Genomic DNA, 18,591 nt, shown 5'->3' with positions numbered 1-18,591 from the left:
ATCTCTTCCTTTCTAGACGTAAACCTACAGCGAAAAGTCCGTAGCTCCCTTTTGTTTTGCCCAGCTCAGGCATTTCTGAACCAATTGCTGCCGGAGCTGACTTTCACATGAAGGTACACACAAATGCGTAATGGCCGCGGTTGGCCTTTCCGTAAATGAAGTCGGGTCTTTTTTGCTCAGTCTCACCACCGCATAGCCGTGTATCGCTCCCTCTTCCTCCGCCACAAAAATCTCCACGTCTTCACGCTGCAAAGAAGAACTCCATTGCTCCCGGGACCATTCATCCATGATTTTCTCCGTGTTTCCCACGAGTTCTTTCATATTTTGAAAATCGCCAGCAGTTCCTTTACGAATGGATTGGCTCATTGTTTTCCTCCAATAACAGGTTTTCTTTTTGCTCTTCGCCAGCTTTGTTGCTTTTGAAAGTGGTGATTTCCATTTTCGAGGAGTCTCGCACCTTGCACTACAAGAAACTTCAATGAAGACTCTGTTTCTAAAGCATCAAAACTTTAAGAAAAACCCTCATCTTAATTACCTTATTTACGTTTACTTACAAATTTCCCCCATGAAGCCCTTCCTGAAACTCTGACTGATATTTTGTGTTTCTTCTATATAATTATCTGTTCGTCCACCTATGAAAAAATCCTGCTGGCGTCACCAGCAGGATTGTGCGTTCATATTATTATGATATTTTTTTACTGCACACGATTTTTCGGTTGCAGTGATCCCAGGTGAACAGGGTTTTGCTGTCCTGCTGCAAGAGGGAGAGTGAAGAACTCGTGCATTCCACCACTTGAGAGTTCGGGATGGTATGTGTGATTTGCTGGCCGGTGTTAAGATCCACGTAAACGATCTTTTCCGATTTTCCTGTCGCAAGATCAAGTTCATACACCATGATTTCGTTCTCCACATGGTAAAGGGCTCGTGGAGAAATGCTAAGCGGATACTCCCTGATCACCTTTTCCTTATTGTTCAGCACGATGATTTTCTTTGGATCCCCATTCAAAATGGGCGCTGCAGAAATATAAACTTCTTCACCGATACAGAGAATGTCAGTCGGTGCTATATTTTTTCCAAGGTTTACCCTTTTTTTCTTATCGCCCTTGATGATGTAAAGGACAGCCTGATCTTCCTCTACGATGTAACAGGAAACATAAAGCGTGCCGTTGTTCTTTTCCACTTCCCACAGATACCCGTTCACTTTCCACTCCTTTAAAAGCTCGGGATCATCCTTGGAGAAGATCAGAATAGAGCCTTTGGACCCATCTCCTTCACAAGCCACCACCACGCTATCCTCAAATTCATAAAAGTTCGGACGTCCGTTGACAGGGTGACAGAGGCGCTTCTTCGTTTCATGGTTATGGGTGTAGATGGTATGGCGTCTTAATTTTGTTCCTTCAACCTGGCTCACCCAGTAATTTTTATGGTTGTCTTTATAAACATCGATATATGTTTGTGGATCATTCCATTGCAGTGTCGAAGAGTTCCCGGCTGTATCTGGATCATTCGAGACATATAGCAGTTCCTTGATGTCTGATTCGTTTGCTGATAATGAAAACATTTTTGCCATTATGTTCTCCTCCATTTCTAAATGGCCGGTATAACTTTCTTACCATCCGGACAAGTCTGTTAATTTATTTTTAATTGGTAAATCTAGCAAAAAGCAATTATTATCTGTTATATTTATCTTACCAGACATTTCTGTGGGTATGTATTGGGAAAAGTAGTAGTATTGGTACTTGATTAATGGGGGGTTTGCATGACAATTTTCCCAAGTTCGGAAAGGGGGATTATATGGTCGGTCAAAGAATAAGATATTATAGAAAAACCAAAGGCCTAACCCAGGAAGAACTGGCTCAGGGAATCTGTTCAGTGTCCTATTTAAGCAAGATTGAGAAAGGGGATGCAAAGTCCAGCGAAGAGGTTATTAACCTTCTTTGTGAAAAGCTGGGTATTTCGTCCGAGGAAGTGGACAGCAACGAGATCCTAGAGATGCTCAACGAGTGGAATATGATGATGGTGAACCGCCGGTTTGATGAGGCGGAGGAACTATTTGAAAAAATCCAGGACAAAATGAAGCATGTTAATGAACCTGACTTAATATTAAGATTCGAGTTATTTTTAGCAAGATACTATCTTGTTGGAGAAGTTCAAAATATAAATTCTGCTGAGAAACTAATTGGAAAAGTTGAAAAGCTAAAGGAACAACTTTCACCTGAATTAAAATTTTATTTTAATGTGGTCTCAGGAATGCTAAATATATTTTCGAGAAATTACCATTTATCTATACAGTTTTTTAAACAAGCAGAAGATATTTATAACACGAAAAATACAAATATCAATGAAAGTAATTTGGCAGTTTTATATTATTTAACAGCTTTAACATATGGTTACTTGATGAGAATAAATGCTGTAAATTCATATGCCTTTAAAGCAATCGGAATTTTTGATAAAGAGTATAATTACAGCAGAAGTGCGGATTGTCAGATATTACTGGCGATTAGTTATAGAAGAGTTCAGAACTATGACCAGGCTGAATACCACCTAAATCAAGCATTAAAATATTCCCGATCTTTTCACGATGATTTTACTTCCGGGGTTATTTATCATAATCTTGGATATGTTTTTTCTTGTAAAAGAGAGAGTGTTAAAGCAATTGATTTTTATAAAAAAGCTCTTCATTATAAAAAAGACTCTATAGACGTAGAACGGATTACCACAACAACATATCTTTTAGCACAGGAATATTTCAATATTAAAGATTACGAGCAAGCACAATATTGGATTAATAAAAGCTTTGAGACACTTGGGGAAGATTCTAAAAACGATGTTTATTACCATCTAAAGGTATTAGACTTTAGAGTTAAAGGGACTCAATCTAATGAGTTTGAATCCTTTATAAGCAAAGAAGCAATCCCTCATTTTGAAAAAAGAAACATGTGGGAATATGTCTCTATTGATTCAGAGCTGTTAGCAGATTGGTATTTTGATCAGAGCCAATATAAAAAGGCAAGCCATTATTACCGTATTGCAAATAATGCAAGAAAAAATATTTTCTAACAGGAGGAAAATAAAAAAATGAAAAAATTAATTATTGGTCTTTTTTTTGTCAGTTTGGTTTCAGTAGCATACCCTGTTTATAGTAACTTAGCTCACGATGATCTTCCAAGCGCAAAATCTGTTAAGTTTGTAGCTCATGATGATCTTCCTTGGCCTGGTACAGGTTTTATAAAGAACTCTGATACTTTACTTGCGCACGATGACCTGCCTCAGGTAATCAGCATGCGTGGATAAAAAGTTATCTCCCAATATAAACCCTCGTTCCAACCGGAACCATTCTGGACAGTTCGAGTACATCTTTATTGAACATTCGAATGCATCCTTTTGAGACGTTTTTTCCAATTGACGATGGGTCATTGGTGCCATGGATGCCATAGTGGGGTGCGGAAAGCCCCATCCACATGACACCAAACGGACCACCGGGATTAGGCTGCTTATTAATTATTGTATACGTTCCCACAGGCGTAGGAGTAAGCATCTTCCCCACTGCAATGGGATATCGCCTAATGGTTCTTCCGTTTCGCGTAACTGTCATTCTTTTTTTACCTACAGAAATGAAGATCTGATACGCCATTTATACCACCTCCACTGTTACAGTATGTCAGTGGAGGTGGTTCTGTTTGTATTGCCGTAAGCTTTAGGCCTTTTGGTGAAGATAACAGCTTTCCTCATGCTGTGTGGGCATCATTCCGGTCGCCATGAGAAAGCTTTCCGCCGTGGTCAAGCCGAAGTGTTTAAACGTTTGTTTAAGGATTTTCTGCTTTTCAACCGGATCCTCCGGCAGCTGTTGAAAGAAAGCATCCAATCCGCCATACTTCATGATTAGTTCATCGCACCGCTTGGCGTTTTCAATCGTTGCTTCAATTTTTCTTCTGTGTCTGACAATGCCTTCGTTATTCATCAAGTTCTCTATGTCGTCTTCCGTCATTGCCTTGACGTGCTGAATATCAAATTGGGCAAAGGCCTTCCTGAAATTTTCACGTTTATGTAGAATTGTGCGCCAGCTCAGCCCCGCTTGGAACATTTCGAGTGTAAGGCATTCAAATAATTTGTTATCCTCCGTTACGGACACCCCCCATTCTTCATCATGATACGTTGAAAGCATCTCGCTCTCTGTACTCCATTTGCATCTTACCCGCTTCTCCATAAGCCGTTCCCCCTATATAAAACAAAACCTGGCCGGTCAGGTCAGGTTTTTCATGTTAATCTGTTTTTCGAATATCTTTGAATGGATAGATGACCACTTCGGATTTGCCCTCAATGGAATCGATATTAATCAGGCCAAGGCCGTTTCGGGAATCCATGCTGTTCAGCCGGTTATCTCCCATAACAAAACATTTCCCTTTTGGAATTTTGATTGGGCCAAAGTCTTCTGTCAAATAGACACCGAGGGTTCTTGCCTGTTTTTTATTCTGGTTCAAATACGGTTCTTTCACGGGCTTTCCATTGACCAAAAGCTTATCTTTCTTTACCTGGATGGTATCGCCTTCCACTCCGATCACACGTTTTACATAGCGTTTGTCATCGCCTTTGATGATAACAATGTCACCGACTTTCGGCTCGGTTACCGAGTAGATGATTTTATTGACATAGAGTTTATCGTGATTATGCAATGTTGGAGACATGGAAGCTCCCTCAACCATATAAGGCGCGAAGAAAAAAGTTTTAATAATATAAACAAGAACGAGAGCAAATACAATGGACTTAATCCAGCTGAAGAGTTCATTTCCTTTTTTCTCTTTTTGCTCCATACGGTTCACACCTTTCTTCATTAAGATTGAAACAAATTTTAAACGGTTTATCTTCTTATTGTACCGTATAATTTATAAAATGGTCACGCAATTTATGTCCACTCCCCCTTGTATGGCAGACGGTATGAATGACTATCACTTATTGTAACAAAAAGGGGGGAGACGCAATCACTTTTGAAAGATTTTACAAATTTATTTAGGTATTACTAAGTAATGTATAGTAATTTATATTTAAAAAACCGGAAGAAATTCTCTTCCGGTCTTCCTATTATGGTTCAATGAATTCAATCCAGCCGCCCTCCGGAAGTTCATAAAAAACCGTCTTCCAGCCGTTGTTCAAAAGAAATGGCCCTTCCAAAGTGAGAATACCCTTGTTCTGTAATCGGTGAATCATGTCCTCCATGCTTTCGATTTGAAAAGCGGTATGGGCACCGTCGTCCTGATTCTCTTTCTGCTGAATCAGTTCAATCTTCCATTCATCATTTCCAACAAACAGAAGGTGCTCCCCCTCCCAATCCGATTCAAAGATGACCTTCATATTGAATGCCTTTAGGTAAAAATCTGCAGCTTTCCACAGGTTTCGGACGATAATGCCGTAGTGATGAACTCCAATCGTTTTCATTCTAGATGATCAAATTCATGTCACCAAACTCGTGCCAAAAATACTTTTGACCGATGGCTTCTTTATAGGAGACATGAAGGTGCTGCACAGGGACAAAGGCAGATAGAAGGTCGAGATGGCTTGCTTCCGGTTCATGCAGTCCGGTGATCAGTCCGTCCGCCACTTGAAGCTTCGTGGTCCCGGTAATATATAAATTGGTCCAGCCTCTGGCTGCTTTTAGGTGGCCTTTGGTATCGACAGCTGATTCCAAAGCGCGGACTACAGTTGTTCCCACTGCAATCACTTTATGGCCATTACTTTTGGCCTGCCGGACTGCTGCCGCCGTCTTTTCAGGAATGCTATACTCCTCCAGGTTTTCCCTCGGTTCCAGATGCCATTTATCGTCCATTAAATAACTCAAGCCGGTATGCAGTTCAACATACTCAATTCTTACCCCTTTTTTCTGAAGGCGGAAAAGGAGCTCCCAGCTGAATGCACGTCCGGCAGAAGGCATTTCCACCGAACCTGGAGACGTCGCAAATACCGTTTGGTAATAATCCAGATCCCACGGTGTTTCGATGTATTCATACCGTACCGGCTGCCCGATTTGGTAGATCTGATCATAAAGGGCAGTGCAGCACAGGTTAAACGCCAGCAAGGAGAAGGGACTGTCGGTTGCTGCTGTTACAACCGTTGCGGACAATACAGGAGAAAAGTGAATGGTGTCACCGTTCTTCACCTCGTCAGCAAGTATGAGAGCTTCCCAGTTTTGATCACTTTTTTTGTGTGCCAGCCGTACCTCGATCACTGTGCCATCCGCCAGATTTCCCTTTAAGACCGCCGGGATGGTTCGGCTTGCATTCAGCACAAGAACGTCCCCCTCCTGTAAATAGTGATCCAGTTTGTAGAAATGGGAATGGCTGGTGGTTCCCTCTTTTTTATCAATCACCATCATTTTTACGTAATCCCGGCGGATGCCCCGCCGCTCTGGCGGCATACTGGCATTTAATTCGTCGGGAAGAACAAAAGAAAGGGCCGCGCTCATCACTGTTCACTTCCTTCCAATGTGAATTCCTGGGCACTGAATCGTTTTCCGTTTTCTTTGGATGCTTCAGATGCCAAGTATCCGAACACATGAACAAGGTCATGAGGATCTGCCAATTTGTAATCACAGTCCGGGACGGCCAGGGCATGCATTTCAGTATCCATTTCCCCCGGATCGACCATGTTGACTCTCACTCCGGTTTCTCCTACCTCATCTGCCCAGGTTTCAGTCAAACCTTCCAGCGCAAACTTGGAAATGCCGTACGCCCCCCAGCCGGCAAACCCGGTGTGTCCCGCTTCAGATGTAACGTTGATGATACTGCCACTGTTGCGCTTCAGCATGTCTGGAAGCACCCGCCTTGTCACAAGGAATGGCCCGAGAGAATTAACCCGGACGACTTCAGCGAAGTCTTCTTCCGGATAGTCCAAAAGATAAGGCATCGGGCTCGGTCCGAGCATGGAGGCATTGTTAATCAATACATCGATGTGCCCGAAGTGCTCCTCTGTCAGTGCCACAAACCGTTCCACGTCCTTGGATTCCGAAACGTCCGCTGTCACCGCGAGAACATCAGCTCCGTACGCTTCTGCCTCCTTTTTCACTTCCTGTAGTGGACTTTCTCTTCTTGCGCAGATCGCCAGGTCGTTTCCCTCCTTTGCAAAATATAGAGCAAGCGCCTTTCCTAATCCCTGTGAAGCTCCGGTAATCATCACTACTTTTTTCATTGTTGTTACCTCCTTTTTATACTTTTTATACATTTATGTTTAATAAGTATCTTAATTATAATTGTTTGAAATTTCTAACGTCAACACTTTTTATTTCTCTTTTTCCGACAAAAGAAAAAAACCCTTATCTATCAAGGGTTTTTTTGGTTTTTATTTTAAATAGAAAGAAGCTCCGTTAATCACTTCGGCCTCTTTTCTCTCTTTAATGTTCTCCATTAGCTGAAACAGTGCTTCATCCTTGCGTTTCGCTTCAATCATGCAGTCGACTTGCTGGACACTTCCCTTTATTCCGTCCAGGAAACGAAAAAATAGATCCGGATCAACAAAGTCCGCATGGTGCCGGAATTCCTTTTCACTCTTCGGGCTGGAGATATGAATTTTTAGCGGCAGGGGTGAATGGGACCATGTGTGTACTACCCTCTCCCAGTTCTCCTGCCAATTATCATTATGGTGGTGGGCCAGATGATGATGATAATCAAAGACCAGGGGAATGCCCAGCTTTTCGCAAAGATACAAGGTATCTTCAAGGGTAAATGAGGAGTCGTCATTTTCAAGCATGATCATCTCCTGAAGCCGGTGCGGCACATACATCCAGTTATGAATAAAACGCTCCAGGGCCACATCCGTTTCCTTGTAGTTGCCGCCCACATGCATCACACAGCGGTGGACCGGATCAATGTTCATGCCCTTAAGGATTTTATAGTGAAGGTTGAGCGTTTGTATTGAATTCTTTAATATTTCATCCTTCGGGGAATTGATCACCACAAAATGATCCGGATGGAAATCAAGCCTCATCTCATGTTTTTTTGCGAAATCTCCAACTTCCCGAAGTGATTCTTTTAATGGCAGCATGTATTTCCAGTCGAGCAGCTCCTTGTGGTTAGCCAGCGGAATCAGCCGGGAGGTCATTCTGTAAAAATGAATGTCATGGGCGGCATTGTGCCGTAACAGACGAAGCGTGTTCTCCAGGTTGGATTTTGCGATCCGCTCCAGTTTTCTGAGTGCTGCCCCGCGGTCTTCAATCTGTGAAAAACGGGCATATGTCATCGTCTGGGATGGAGAGGCATTTTGCAGCTCCATGCTCATCGCTACATAGCCCAGCCGTATTTTTGTCATGCCTGTCACCTCACTTCTACTAACAGTATGTCCAAAAAAAGGATTTCTTTTATCAAACGTGTTATAGACAAATTCTTGAAACAGGTATATATTCGATGGCAGAACAATAAAAGACAGAGGGATTGCAGGATGGAAAAAAAGAAATTTTACCTTATATTGATTTCATTAAGTATCGTAACGATTATCTGGGGCCTCAATGTCATTATGATTAAATACCTTTCAGGAATTTTCCCGGTTGTGCAGCTGTCTGCCTGGAGAATTTCAATGGCCGCTCTATGCTTGCTTATCTTTACCTATTCCAAATGGAAACCAGGAATCAAAAAACTGACGTTGTCGGCCTGGGGACTCATCTTTCTGGTCGGCTTTACCTCGATCTTCCTGCATCAGCTTTTGATCTCACAGGGACTGCGGTTTACGTCAGGCTCAGCCGGTTCACTCATCCTTGGGCTAAATCCGCTGACAACCTCTCTTTTGGCGATGGTGTTACTTGGTGATCAGTTCAACCTTAAACGCTTTATCGGCATTGGACTCGGCTTTACAGGCGTCCTTATTGTCGTCGGCCACCCAGGTTCAGCCGGAACTGATCCCGTGAAAGGGAACCTGATTGTATTTCTCTCCATGCTCGCTTATGTATCTGGCGGCCTGTTGATCAAACAAGCGGTAAAACAGGCATCCGTCTTTCAGGTAACAACCTTCAGCCACATGTTTGGCGCATTGCTTTTACTGATCATGTGGTTCCTGTTCCCTGTTGAGCCGTCGGTTTATCATGCAAACCTTTTCGCTTTTGGAGTGATGGTGTTCTCCGGCTGTATTGCCACTGCCCTTTGTACGTCCTGGTGGAACATGGCGATCTCAGAGATTGGTCCAAGCAAAACCACCTTATTTTTGAATGTCATGCCGATCAGCTCCTTGTTCTTCGCCGCCCTTTTTCTGAATGAAAAGATCCACTTGTATCATGCGCTCGCCCTTTTGCTCATTGTGGCAGGTATTTACCTCGGACTGTCCCGCCAGAAAGGAACAGCACTTCCCGCAAAATCCATCAGCATCAATAAGGCCTTGTAAAAAAAACTGCCTGGAATCCAGGCAGTTTTCGTTTTATATTTAGTTCAGATCGATATCACCGGTATCGGTTTTAATGCTGATTTTCGGACCACCTTTTCCCGCTTCCGGGCTCTGAATAAAAAATGCCGAGTATTCCCAATGGAAAATACAAGGTACAAACAAAAAACAACCAGGTGGCATACACCTGGTTGCTTACTACTACTGTTCTTTCGTTTCCATAAAATTGACGGCACCCACCTGTTCTGTCTGCTGTTCCTCTGCCTGTTTTTCGGTACCGGCTCCATCGTCAATGGCTACCGTATCGCTTCCGTAATTTTTTACCGTCACAAGGGCGGCATCCAACATTTTGCGAGTTTCTTCATCGTCCGCTTTGCCCTTTCCTTCTACAGTAACCGTTGCCTTCGTTCCCGAACGGTCAGCATGGAGGGTTGTATCCTCCGGCACAGCCGGCACTAGCTTTTTGTCTTTATAGCCTTCTTTCATCTGATCCATGGCTTTCTCCAGGTTTTCGGCCGGTTTTGCGAAGGTGGTCGCATTGCTGTCTACCAAAAATTCATCGCCCGTTGAGGTCGTATAAGAAAAAGCGGGACCTCCCCTTACTCCGTCCACATCCAATTCTTCCTTTGAACCCAGATTGGAAAACTCATAACCTGGTTTTCCATCCGTTTCAAACTTCACCTTGGAATAGCCTTCACTATAACCAAACGTGTAGCCCAGTACTTTCGGAAGCAGTGCTTCTTCAGAAGAAGAGACAGAGCCTGCTGGAAGATTAACAACAACTGCTCCTTCTTTTTCCGACAGCTTTGCCTGGTTCAGCAGTGTTGGCTGAAGGCCGACCTTTTCCGGATGGAAAGAACCTAGCACATCCTCCACTTTATCAGCATACGTTCCTCCTCCCTTTACAAGAAAGGAGAGCGGGACCACAAGCTCCGCCTGATCATCGCGATAGGCAACGGTCACCAGGGATTTTCCTTCTTTTAGCTGCTGATTCAGTTCATCCTTCATGAGAGGAGAGTGATAGTTTTCATCACTTGATGCCTCGACCGTTACAGGAGGTGCTTCCTGATCTCCATTGGCTTTTTTATCCGCCGGCAGCTCTTTTTGCGTTGATGGGGCAGTACTACCTTGATTCTCATCCTGCGGTTTTTCAATTTTCGGTTCCGGCCGGTCCTTTTCTTTCTCCTTTATGGGAGCATTATTTTCATGTTCGCTTGGATCCACTCTTTCTGCAGGCGGCTCCGGATCCCTCGCTACTACATTCGGTTTTACCTGGTTTCTGCTTGGCAGCGTACGTTCCGGCGGGCTTGGTGCCGAAGCTTCTTTTTTGAAAAAAGGCAACGGCATGAGAAGAAAGACAACCGCCAGCAAACAAACCATGGCCAGCCCTGGCATCATCCACGTTTTTTTGACTGTTGTTTTATGTACAGACGATGCGGTCAGCTTTCCTTCGATTTCATGAAAGATGAATTCTTTTGAACGTTTATCTTTAACAGATGGCATTTTCTCCAGTTGTTTTTGAATCTCTTCTTCTGTCCATTTAGACGATTCCATCTTTCCATTCCTCCTCCAAACCAGGCCTCTGGTCGAGCAGCCCTTTAAGTTTCTTAAGGCCCCGATGCTGTGTAGTTTTTACCTTGCTCTCCGTCCAGCCGAGAATTGCGGCTGTTTCTGTTATTGAAAGCGACTGGATATAACGCAGAACCAGTACCTGCTGCTGCTGGATCGTACAGCTGCCTAATGCGCGGTACAGTTCTTTGACCGACTCTTTTTGTGTGACGAACTCATCCGGAAGTGGCTGAAGGTCCGCAAGCTGATTTTCCTTCTGTGACAGGTTGAAAAAAAGAAGCTTTTTCTTCCGCCGGTTTTGCTTGCGAATCCAGTCAATCGTGACATGCCTGGCAATCGAGTACAGCCACGTTTTTTCCGAGCTTTTTCCCTGAAACGTTTGGTATGCTTTTAACACCTTGATATAAACTTCCTGAACAATATCTTCCGCTGCCTCCCTGTCTCTGACCATATAAAAAATAAACTGAAACAGAGATTGATGATAGTCACCATACAACCGGTCAAACGAGTCATTCACTGCGTTGCCCCCCTGTCTAACTACTCATTAGTCGATACACCTGATCAAAAGGTTGCAAAAAAACCCAAATTTAAGTTTACCCCATTTCCTGTAAATGGCAATGTGTAACCAGTTGATAAAATACGAGCTTATTTGACAGACAACCGTTTGTAATGAGGATAACGTGGATCATTTCGACACAATCATTTATAACCCGGGAAATTATTCGCTTTTATGGCACAAAAAAATCGGGAGACATGGTTTACTCCCGACTGGTTGATGAAGAAATGCCCCTGATAAAAAACTCCTCAATCATTTCCCATGTTTTTTTATATTTTTCTTCTTCACCAAGCAGTGAAGAATGAAGCGCATTGCCGTCACGGATGGCCCAAAAAATTTGGGCAATGAATTCAGCATCCATGGGTTTGAATTCGCCTGACTCCTGTCCCTCTTTTATAATTTCCTGGATAAAATCAGTGAATTCCTGATACCGTTCTTCCATCAACTTCTTTAAATCCTCCTGACGGGCACTGTACAGCCAAAACTCGGTGTAGAGCCTGAAGGATTTTCGCCGTTCATCCGTGAGCTGCTGTTTCTGAAACCGCTGAAACAAAAACCTCAATTTTTCAGTGGCCGTCTTTAAGGTATGGTACTCGCTTTGAACCTCCAGGAAAAAGTCCTTTGTTTCTCCCTGAAGAAGCTGCAAATAGATTTCTTCCTTGCTGGTAAAGTAGTTATAGATGGCTCCTTTGCTTAAATTGGACACTCTCACAATATCGTCGATCGTGGTCGCCTCATATCCTTTTTCACCAAAACAGCGGAGTGCTCCCTGCAAAATTAAGTTTTTCTTTTCCTCTTTATACTGTTCTGAAACCTTTGGCATGCTTTTTCCTCCAATGTACTGATCTCATGGTTGTATGCACACCTTTTTCTGTGTGAACCTCCAAAACCCTTTTAATTTCTGAAAATCCGGGGTGTTAAATTGTTTTTGACATATGCACCTGTTGAATGGCCGTGTTGAACCCTTCATTCTGAAACGCCCGGCATGCAAGTTCGTTGCTTTTCGGAAAATTGAAGGTCGTGCGCTTGCAATCCGTAAGGGCCGGTTGAAACACAGAATGCAGCAAACACAGGATCACATCTTCTTTTTCATTAAATTCCGGTTTTCCTTCGCACTGATATAGGACGATACTCTCAATCTTGCCCTCACTGTTTCTCACGCTTCGGTACAGCGCATACCCCACGGATTCTTCACCCGATTTGACTACCACTGCCTCTGCGCCTGCCAGACCTTGTGCTTGTGTCTGCCATGGCGAAAAATGCTCATAAAAATCGAGAGTCACTATCTCCTGCGGAAGAGCACGAACCACATCATAGCTTCCGCTGTAGGAGAAAGCATCCCTGGAAAGACTTTCGTTAGAAACATAGAAAATCAGGTCATCCGTTTTTTTATATCCTATTTTCTCATAAAGCTTAATGGCCTTTGTATTTTCGGAGATCGCCTCAAGCATGAGACAGCCGACTCCTTCCTGATTATATAGATCCATGCAGGCGTTCATCAGTTCTTTGCCGATTCCTTTTCCTCTGTAGTCCGGAATCACGCCTGTGCCTCCATTCCAGGAAACCTTCTGGCCATTGATCGTTCTGAAACCATTCAGGACAAACCCTACCGGTTGGTCCTGGTCATAGGCAACCAGGGAACGTTCCGGTGATATCTCTTCATTGGCCATCTTTTTAATCAGAGCATCCACCGTAAGATGAATATCGGTAAAATAATACCTAAACCCCTCATTGAACAGATGAACCGCTTCTTCAATACTTAACATGCTGAACCTTTTGAATGTCAACAATCCAATCTCCTCCAATAAAATGACTAGTCGTTTTATTTTATTTTTACACCAACTCACCCTTCTAATCAACAACATTTCATCGACAAAAGGCGCAATATAAAAAAGCTAAAGCAACCGGTTTACGCTGCTTTAGCTTTCTTCAATGGTTTTCGCTTATTAATAGATTTTGCCGCTGTCTTCTCCAGGCAGATCTCTGTCGTAATAACGGGAGTTCAGCGTGTTGTTGGTTCGGAATGTGTCGTAAACGTATTCCCGGCGTTCCTTATCTCCATCCACAAGAACAAGAATATTTCCGCTTTCCACATAATTGTTGTATTCCTCAGCTTCATCTTCAGGAATGCCCATACCGACCAATGCACCGACCAGGCCGCCAGCTCCAGCCCCAATGGCCGCTCCGCCCAAAGTAGCTGCGATTGGACCAGCAGCTACAATCGGTCCGATTCCGGGGATCGCTAGGGCTCCTAGTCCGGCCAAAAGACCGCTCACACCTCCAAGGACACCGCCTGTCGCCGCACCTGCAGCAGCGCCCTCTCCGGCTTTGGTTCCCGTTTCGTCTTCAATATGGCGCCGTTCCTCTTTATCCCGGGCGATTACAGAGATGTCATCTTCCTCATAACCTCGTTCTCTCAAAGAATTAATCGCCGACACCGCTTCTTCTTCCGTTGAAAAAACGCCAACTACTTTTTTCTCATCCATTTGCAATCCCTCCAAGTTTAGACTCTTTTCACTTGTGTCTGTTCCCCGGAACGTTTAATTTAAAACTATTTATTCTTCGATCAACTTCTTCAGGTGCTCATAATACTCGTTCAGCTCTCTGGATTTGGATGCAAGAAATTCTTTTTTATCCTGCTTGGTTTCCATGGCGTCCTGGCCCACGGAAACAATATCGTCAAAGACTTCTGTCGTCTGTTCTCCTACTTCCACATCTTCTTTTAGAAGCTGGCTGATCTCAGTGATTTTCTGTAGTCGGTCTTCATTAAAGTCTTCATTTTGAAGCTGTTGCCCCAAAAGAGAATACAGCACATCTACGCGTTCTTTTGTTTGTGGTTTTAGCATATTGGCACCTTCCTTTTTTTCCTGTAACACTTGTCTCCGTTAATTTACCCTTATGTCAAAAAGCTAATCTTTTTTTGCATGGTCAAGAGGACAACTTCTTCCTTTTAAAGGAAAAAAGTGATGGGTATCGAAATTAATATACACAAGCTTTGAAGGAGGAACACTGCTATGCATCATGTTGATCACCAGGCAGAGAAACCGGAAATAAAGACCTTTGATGAATTTTGGGTTTTTTATTTATCACAACACTCCAAGAAAAGCACAAGGGCCTGGCATTTTACAGGTAAATCCCTTGTCTTTATTTTTCTCGCACTCGGCGCCACGTTAAACGCCTGGTTCTTGCTGGCTGCACCAATTACAGCGTATAGTCTGGCCTGGTACAGCCACTTTTTTATCGAAGGAAACAAACCTGCCACTTTTGGCCATCCTTTCTGGTCTTTGCGCGCTGATTTTAAAATGTTTTTCTTTACGCTCACCGGAAGAATGGAGCATGAATTGAAAAAAAGATCCTTGTAACTCCTGTTTTCCAAAGCCCTTATCTGTATTTCCGGGGAAATTCGCTAAATTTCGCCGTCTTAAAACCCGGCAAATTCCACCATTGTCCCAGTAGATGTCCAAACCCTTCCAGCTAATTTTCATATTCTATATGGCAAGTAACTTTTAATAAAAATGCTGGATGAAAGGAGATCTACACATTGTCTGGTTACAGAAATAAGCGTCAAGGATTTGGCTACGGCTATGGCGGCGGATTTGGCGGCGGCTATGGCTACGGCCCGGGATTCGCTGGTGGATTTGGAGGCGCTGGGGTTGGCGGCGTAGGATTCGGCGGCGCAGGCGGATTTGGCTATGGATATGGATATCCGGGCTGGGGCGGCTGTGGTTTTGGCCGCGGCTTTGCGATCATCGTCGTTCTGTTCATTCTGTTGATTATCATCGGCTGTTCGTGGTGCGGGGGCGGCCATGATGGCGGCGGCTTCCTCAGCGGTTGCGGAAAAGGCGGCTGCTAATCATCCCTGGAGACAAGATTTTATATCTTGTCTCTTTTTTTGTTTACCTGCAAAAAAAGCAGTATGCTCCCGGCACACTGCTTGAATGACACTATTCTTTTTTCGTTTCCATAAAAGGCCACCAGTTTGCTTTTCCGAAGATTTTGACCATCACGGGCACAAACAACGGCAAAATAACAAACGCATAAAGCAGCAGCCCGCTTAAAATAATGGTTGCAATCTGGAGAAGGGAGAGAACTCCTGAAGGTAACATCGCGGCAAATGTTCCTCCCAGTATGACCACCGCCGAAATGATTACCGTCCCCATATTCTTCATGGATAGCAGCATGGCTTCTTTAACAGAAAGCGATTTATATTCGTTGAACCGGTCCATCAGGAAGATGCTGTAGTCTACGCCAAGAGCCACCAGAATGACAAAGGCAAAAAACGGCACTGCCCAGTTAATGCCGGAATACCCGAGCATGTTCACAAAAATCGATTCGGTAAACGCCATGGCTGTGTAGTACGTCAGAATCAATGAAGCGATAATGTACAGCGGCATGATAAAGGAACGCAGCATAATGATGAGGATGATCGCGATTCCCACAAGCATCAATACGACGGTTCTGGAATAGTCGGATGCAGATATATCGTTCAGATCCGAATAGATACTTGTGACGCCGCTGATCCCAAGCTTCGCATTTTCAAGGTTGGTGGCGGTACTGGCCCGCTTTACGGCTTTCTTGATTTCATCCACCTGGCCGAGCGCATCCTGGGAATAAGGATTTTCCTTAAAAATCACGTCCAGTGTGGTCAATTTCCGGTCACCCGGCATGTACTCGTCAAACACCTGCTGAAACTCTTTTTCTTTTAAAACATCCTCAGGCAAGAACCAGCCTGCCATCTCGGGATCTTTTGCGGAAGACAGGGACTGAAGATAATCATTGGCCGAGTCGATTCCTCCAGATACCTTCTTTATGCCTTTGGCGCTGGAATTTAGCCCGTCAGACAGCTCTGCCAGCTGGGAATCCATTTGCCCGAGGCCGCTTTTCAGCTGTTCCTGCCCACCGGCAATCTTCGCAAGTCCGCCCTGTACTTCAGGCAGTTTTGCAATTACCTGCTGCTGGCCGTCCGCTGCTTTATTGATTCCTGATTCAAGTTCGCCAAGGCCTGTCGAAATCGAACCAAGACCGTCAGCCAGTTGCTTTTGACCAGAAACCACCTTGCCGAGACCATCGTTTGCTTTACTCATATTGGTCTTAACGTTATTCAGGTTTCCGTTCAGCTGCACGAGCCCGCCGGCCATCTTGCCGAGTCCGCCCTGCAGTTGGGTGAAGGTGCCTTTAATGGCCTGATATTGCGGGTCTCTGTTAATATCCTGGTTTGGATCTTCACTGCCGTATTTGGATTCAAGATGAGCAAAACTGCCTTGCAACTGGGAAAGACCGTTTGCTGTGGTCTTCAGCTGCTGCCCCACTTGTGCATAACCGCCTTGCAGCTTTCCGAGTCCGTTCTCCATCGTCTGATAGCCGGAAAGAAGCTGTTGACTGCTGTTGGCCAGCAGATCCGCACTCGATTTCGCCTTCTCTACGCCGGCCTTCAAATCTCCTGCACCTTGGGAACCGTCACGCATCCCTTTTTCAATTTGGGAAAGCGCACCGGATAAGTCGCCGATTCCTGACTTCAGTTTATTGGTGCCATTTACTAGTTCACCAATTCCATCAGTCGTTTGTTTCATTTTCGGCTGGGAATCACTAAGCTGTGAGCTTGCTTTAGAAAGGCCGCCGCTGATTTTCTTCAATCCGTCATTCCCTTTGGATAGTCCGTCATCCAGTGACTCTGCCTGTTTGGTAACCTGCAATTCTTTTAATTGCTCACCTACCGGACGGGTGGCGCTCCGCACCTGGTCAACACCGTTCACCTGCTCGACTTCCCGGCTGATCTTTTCAATCGTTGCCATGTACTCCGAGCTATCCAGCGGTTGGTCGTTTTTCAGTACAATTTTGGCAGGAAGAGACTCTCCCGGGCCAAAGCTTTCTGAAATCACATTAAAAGCTTTAACGGAATTATACTTATCCCCGATTTCATCCAACGAATTGAATGATAGATCGCCGTCATAGGTTGCCAGAAAAGGAGTGACGATCGCAGCAACAATAATGAGGGTTGCGAGTGGTCGCTTAAATGAAAATGAACCGGCCGCTCCCCAAATTTTGCTTTGCTTGTGCTCCATTGCCGCTTTCGATGGCCAGAACAGCTTGCTGCCGAGAACCATCATAAAAAACGGCACCAGTGTTAATAGAGCAAGCAGCAGCACAGCTACCCCGATCGCTACAGCTGAAGCAGATTGATAGAGTTTAAAAGTGGAAAAACCAATCGCTGCAAATCCGATCATCACGGCAAGGCCGCTGAAAAACACGGTTCTGCCTGCCGTTTTATACGTAGCCAAAATCGCATCAGGCAAGCTTTCATGCCTGCCCATCTCTTCTTTAAACCGGCTGAGCAGAAGGATGCAATAATCGGTCCCGATTCCGAAAAGAACCGCCACCAGGAAAATTTGCGTGAATGTGGACAGCGGGAAATTCCAGCGGTCCACCAAAAAGGCTACAATCGACTGCGCCGCAATATACGAGATTCCGACGGTCACGAGCGGAATGAGCGGTGCCACAAAAGAACGGAAAACAACAAACAGGACGGCGAGAATGAAGACGACGGTTATGTATTCCGTTTTCTTTAATCCTTCCTGTGAACTTGCCACCACATCCTCATCGATCATCCAGCTGCTCGTAAAGTAGTGAGGAACATTAACATCCTTTAACTCGCTATAGAGGGAGTCGGAAATCTCAGCTGCTTCCTTGTTCGCGGTATTGACCGTCACAAGGGAAAGAACGGTTTTCCCATCCTTGGACGCCAGCTGATCCTTCAGCTCCTTATTATCAAAATGGGTGAGAACCTCCGTAATCCCCGCATTTTCTTTATCTTGTTTCAATTGATGCATTGCGGTTTTTATTTCTTTGAGGTCACCATTGCTCAGCTTCTCATTTTTGTGAAACACAAGCGCAACCTGTGATTCATCCGCTGATTTCTCTTTCTTGTCTACATCATCAAGAAGCTTCTGTGCAAAGCTGGAAGAATACCCGTCCGGCACGTTGATCTGCCCTTTTTCACGAACCAGCTCCGCCATATTGGGCGCCAGCAGCACCAGAGCCGCGACCAGAGCAATCCAGACAACGGCAATAACCCACTTTGCTTTTAGCACAGCTTTCATTCTGTTTCCCCTCTC

General features: G+C 44.5%; 21 protein-coding genes. 5 read left to right on the top strand and 16 right to left on the bottom strand.

Annotation, left to right across the window (positions count from 1 at the left end; all coding sequences use genetic code 11):
* Positions 1-24: 24 nt before the first annotated feature.
* A complete protein-coding gene (locus tag AS030_RS22205; protein ID WP_061975851.1) occupies positions 25-366 on the bottom strand; it encodes a GNAT family N-acetyltransferase in 342 nt (113 codons plus the stop codon).
* Between the two features lie 316 nt (positions 367-682).
* The gene (locus AS030_RS22200) at positions 683-1,570 is read right to left on the bottom strand and encodes a hypothetical protein (protein ID WP_061975849.1); all 888 of its coding nucleotides are present in this window, start codon (positions 1,568-1,570) and stop codon (positions 683-685) included.
* Positions 1,571-1,794: 224 nt separating this feature from the next.
* On the opposite strand from AS030_RS22200, the gene AS030_RS22195 reads away from it, so the two are divergent.
* A complete protein-coding gene (locus AS030_RS22195) occupies positions 1,795-3,060 on the top strand; it encodes a tetratricopeptide repeat protein (protein WP_061975847.1) in 1,266 nt (421 codons plus the stop codon).
* Between the two features lie 18 nt (positions 3,061-3,078).
* Positions 3,079-3,294: a hypothetical protein gene (locus tag AS030_RS22190; protein ID WP_061975845.1), complete on the top strand. Its 216-nt coding sequence runs from the start codon at positions 3,079-3,081 to the stop codon at positions 3,292-3,294.
* A 4-nt stretch (positions 3,295-3,298) separates the two neighbouring features.
* On the opposite strand, the gene AS030_RS22185 is transcribed toward AS030_RS22190, so the two are convergent.
* The 7 genes from AS030_RS22185 to uvsE form a co-directional block, all read right to left on the bottom strand.
* The gene (locus tag AS030_RS22185) at positions 3,299-3,634 is read right to left on the bottom strand and encodes a L,D-transpeptidase (protein ID WP_061975843.1); all 336 of its coding nucleotides are present in this window, start codon (positions 3,632-3,634) and stop codon (positions 3,299-3,301) included.
* A gap of 63 nt (positions 3,635-3,697) precedes the next feature.
* Complete coding sequence (locus AS030_RS22180) at positions 3,698-4,207, bottom strand: DNA-3-methyladenine glycosylase I (RefSeq protein WP_061975841.1); 510 nt, start codon at positions 4,205-4,207, stop codon at positions 3,698-3,700.
* Positions 4,208-4,262: 55 nt separating this feature from the next.
* The gene (gene lepB, locus AS030_RS22175; RefSeq protein WP_141687143.1) at positions 4,263-4,811 is read right to left on the bottom strand and encodes a signal peptidase I; all 549 of its coding nucleotides are present in this window, start codon (positions 4,809-4,811) and stop codon (positions 4,263-4,265) included.
* A 268-nt stretch (positions 4,812-5,079) separates the two neighbouring features.
* On the bottom strand, positions 5,080-5,433 hold the full coding sequence (locus tag AS030_RS22170; protein WP_061975837.1) for a VOC family protein: 354 nt from the start codon (positions 5,431-5,433) through the stop codon (positions 5,080-5,082).
* Position 5,434: 1 nt separating this feature from the next.
* The gene (locus AS030_RS22165; protein ID WP_074440651.1) at positions 5,435-6,457 is read right to left on the bottom strand and encodes an S-adenosylmethionine:tRNA ribosyltransferase-isomerase; all 1,023 of its coding nucleotides are present in this window, start codon (positions 6,455-6,457) and stop codon (positions 5,435-5,437) included.
* Positions 6,457-7,179 (bottom strand): SDR family NAD(P)-dependent oxidoreductase, encoded by a 723-nt coding sequence (locus AS030_RS22160; RefSeq protein ID WP_061975833.1) that lies wholly within the window; start codon positions 7,177-7,179, stop codon positions 6,457-6,459. Before AS030_RS22160 ends, AS030_RS22165 begins: the two co-directional genes overlap by 1 nt.
* Before the next feature lie 150 nt (positions 7,180-7,329).
* Positions 7,330-8,295, bottom strand: coding sequence for a UV DNA damage repair endonuclease UvsE (gene uvsE / locus AS030_RS22155; protein ID WP_061975831.1), 966 nt, complete (start codon positions 8,293-8,295; stop codon positions 7,330-7,332).
* 129 nt (positions 8,296-8,424) lie between these two features.
* On the opposite strand from uvsE, the gene AS030_RS22150 reads away from it, so the two are divergent.
* The gene (locus AS030_RS22150; protein ID WP_061975829.1) at positions 8,425-9,357 is read left to right on the top strand and encodes a DMT family transporter; all 933 of its coding nucleotides are present in this window, start codon (positions 8,425-8,427) and stop codon (positions 9,355-9,357) included.
* Between the two features lie 198 nt (positions 9,358-9,555).
* Here AS030_RS22150 and AS030_RS22145 read toward each other — a convergent pair whose 3' ends face one another.
* From AS030_RS22145 to AS030_RS22120, 6 genes are all read right to left on the bottom strand, one after another.
* Positions 9,556-10,908: a hypothetical protein gene (locus tag AS030_RS22145; RefSeq protein WP_061975827.1), complete on the bottom strand. Its 1,353-nt coding sequence runs from the start codon at positions 10,906-10,908 to the stop codon at positions 9,556-9,558.
* Complete coding sequence (locus AS030_RS22140; protein ID WP_061975825.1) at positions 10,895-11,440, bottom strand: RNA polymerase sigma factor SigX; 546 nt, start codon at positions 11,438-11,440, stop codon at positions 10,895-10,897. The genes AS030_RS22145 and AS030_RS22140 overlap by 14 nt, the downstream gene beginning before the upstream one ends.
* Positions 11,441-11,681: 241 nt before the next feature.
* Positions 11,682-12,302, bottom strand: coding sequence for a TetR/AcrR family transcriptional regulator (locus AS030_RS22135; RefSeq protein WP_061975824.1), 621 nt, complete (start codon positions 12,300-12,302; stop codon positions 11,682-11,684).
* Positions 12,303-12,396: 94 nt separating this feature from the next.
* Complete coding sequence (locus AS030_RS22130) at positions 12,397-13,269, bottom strand: GNAT family N-acetyltransferase (RefSeq protein ID WP_074440650.1); 873 nt, start codon at positions 13,267-13,269, stop codon at positions 12,397-12,399.
* A gap of 156 nt (positions 13,270-13,425) precedes the next feature.
* Complete coding sequence (locus tag AS030_RS22125) at positions 13,426-13,965, bottom strand: general stress protein (protein WP_061975820.1); 540 nt, start codon at positions 13,963-13,965, stop codon at positions 13,426-13,428.
* 69 nt (positions 13,966-14,034) lie between these two features.
* Positions 14,035-14,325, bottom strand: a complete 291-nt coding sequence (locus AS030_RS22120) for a hypothetical protein (RefSeq protein ID WP_129478465.1) — start codon at positions 14,323-14,325, stop codon at positions 14,035-14,037.
* 168 nt (positions 14,326-14,493) lie between these two features.
* Between AS030_RS22120 and AS030_RS22115 the strand changes: the two genes are divergently transcribed.
* Together AS030_RS22115 and AS030_RS22110 are read left to right on the top strand one after the other, a co-directional pair.
* Entirely contained in the window at positions 14,494-14,841 is a 348-nt protein-coding gene (locus tag AS030_RS22115) for an Mpo1-like protein (protein ID WP_061975816.1), read from the top strand.
* Between the two features lie 179 nt (positions 14,842-15,020).
* Positions 15,021-15,332, top strand: a complete 312-nt coding sequence (locus AS030_RS22110; protein ID WP_061975814.1) for a YjcZ family sporulation protein — start codon at positions 15,021-15,023, stop codon at positions 15,330-15,332.
* A 91-nt stretch (positions 15,333-15,423) separates the two neighbouring features.
* On the opposite strand, the gene AS030_RS22105 is transcribed toward AS030_RS22110, so the two are convergent.
* A complete protein-coding gene (locus AS030_RS22105) occupies positions 15,424-18,576 on the bottom strand; it encodes an efflux RND transporter permease subunit (protein WP_061975812.1) in 3,153 nt (1,050 codons plus the stop codon).
* Positions 18,577-18,591 lie beyond the last annotated feature (15 nt).

This window comes from Fictibacillus enclensis (genome assembly GCF_001457035.1).
Classification (GTDB): Bacteria; Bacillota; Bacilli; order Bacillales; family Fictibacillaceae; genus Fictibacillus_C; species Fictibacillus_C enclensis.
This window is presented reverse-complemented; position numbering and strand designations above follow the sequence as displayed.

Excerpts from the sequence above, each read along its gene's own strand:
- AS030_RS22180 (WP_061975841.1), bottom strand. The coding sequence starts at position 4,207 with ATGGAGAAGCGGGTAAGATGCAAATGGAGTACAGAGAGCGAGATGCTT.
- AS030_RS22195 (WP_061975847.1), top strand. The coding sequence starts at position 1,795 with ATGGTCGGTCAAAGAATAAGATATTATAGAAAAACCAAAGGCCTAACC.
- AS030_RS22125 (WP_061975820.1), bottom strand. The coding sequence starts at position 13,965 with ATGGATGAGAAAAAAGTAGTTGGCGTTTTTTCAACGGAAGAAGAAGCG.
- AS030_RS22200 (WP_061975849.1), bottom strand. The coding sequence starts at position 1,570 with ATGGCAAAAATGTTTTCATTATCAGCAAACGAATCAGACATCAAGGAA.
- AS030_RS22120 (WP_129478465.1), bottom strand. The coding sequence starts at position 14,325 with ATGCTAAAACCACAAACAAAAGAACGCGTAGATGTGCTGTATTCTCTT.
- AS030_RS22135 (WP_061975824.1), bottom strand. The coding sequence starts at position 12,302 with ATGCCAAAGGTTTCAGAACAGTATAAAGAGGAAAAGAAAAACTTAATT.
- AS030_RS22150 (WP_061975829.1), top strand. The coding sequence starts at position 8,425 with ATGGAAAAAAAGAAATTTTACCTTATATTGATTTCATTAAGTATCGTA.
- AS030_RS22105 (WP_061975812.1), bottom strand. The coding sequence starts at position 18,576 with ATGAAAGCTGTGCTAAAAGCAAAGTGGGTTATTGCCGTTGTCTGGATT.
- AS030_RS22185 (WP_061975843.1), bottom strand. The coding sequence starts at position 3,634 with ATGGCGTATCAGATCTTCATTTCTGTAGGTAAAAAAAGAATGACAGTT.
- AS030_RS22165 (WP_074440651.1), bottom strand. The coding sequence starts at position 6,457 with ATGAGCGCGGCCCTTTCTTTTGTTCTTCCCGACGAATTAAATGCCAGT.
- AS030_RS22205 (WP_061975851.1), bottom strand. The coding sequence starts at position 366 with ATGAGCCAATCCATTCGTAAAGGAACTGCTGGCGATTTTCAAAATATG.
- AS030_RS22190 (WP_061975845.1), top strand. The coding sequence starts at position 3,079 with ATGAAAAAATTAATTATTGGTCTTTTTTTTGTCAGTTTGGTTTCAGTA.
- AS030_RS22115 (WP_061975816.1), top strand. The coding sequence starts at position 14,494 with ATGCATCATGTTGATCACCAGGCAGAGAAACCGGAAATAAAGACCTTT.
- AS030_RS22160 (WP_061975833.1), bottom strand. The coding sequence starts at position 7,179 with ATGAAAAAAGTAGTGATGATTACCGGAGCTTCACAGGGATTAGGAAAG.
- uvsE (WP_061975831.1), bottom strand. The coding sequence starts at position 8,295 with ATGACAAAAATACGGCTGGGCTATGTAGCGATGAGCATGGAGCTGCAA.
- AS030_RS22145 (WP_061975827.1), bottom strand. The coding sequence starts at position 10,908 with ATGGAATCGTCTAAATGGACAGAAGAAGAGATTCAAAAACAACTGGAG.
- AS030_RS22170 (WP_061975837.1), bottom strand. The coding sequence starts at position 5,433 with ATGAAAACGATTGGAGTTCATCACTACGGCATTATCGTCCGAAACCTG.
- lepB (WP_141687143.1), bottom strand. The coding sequence starts at position 4,811 with ATGGAGCAAAAAGAGAAAAAAGGAAATGAACTCTTCAGCTGGATTAAG.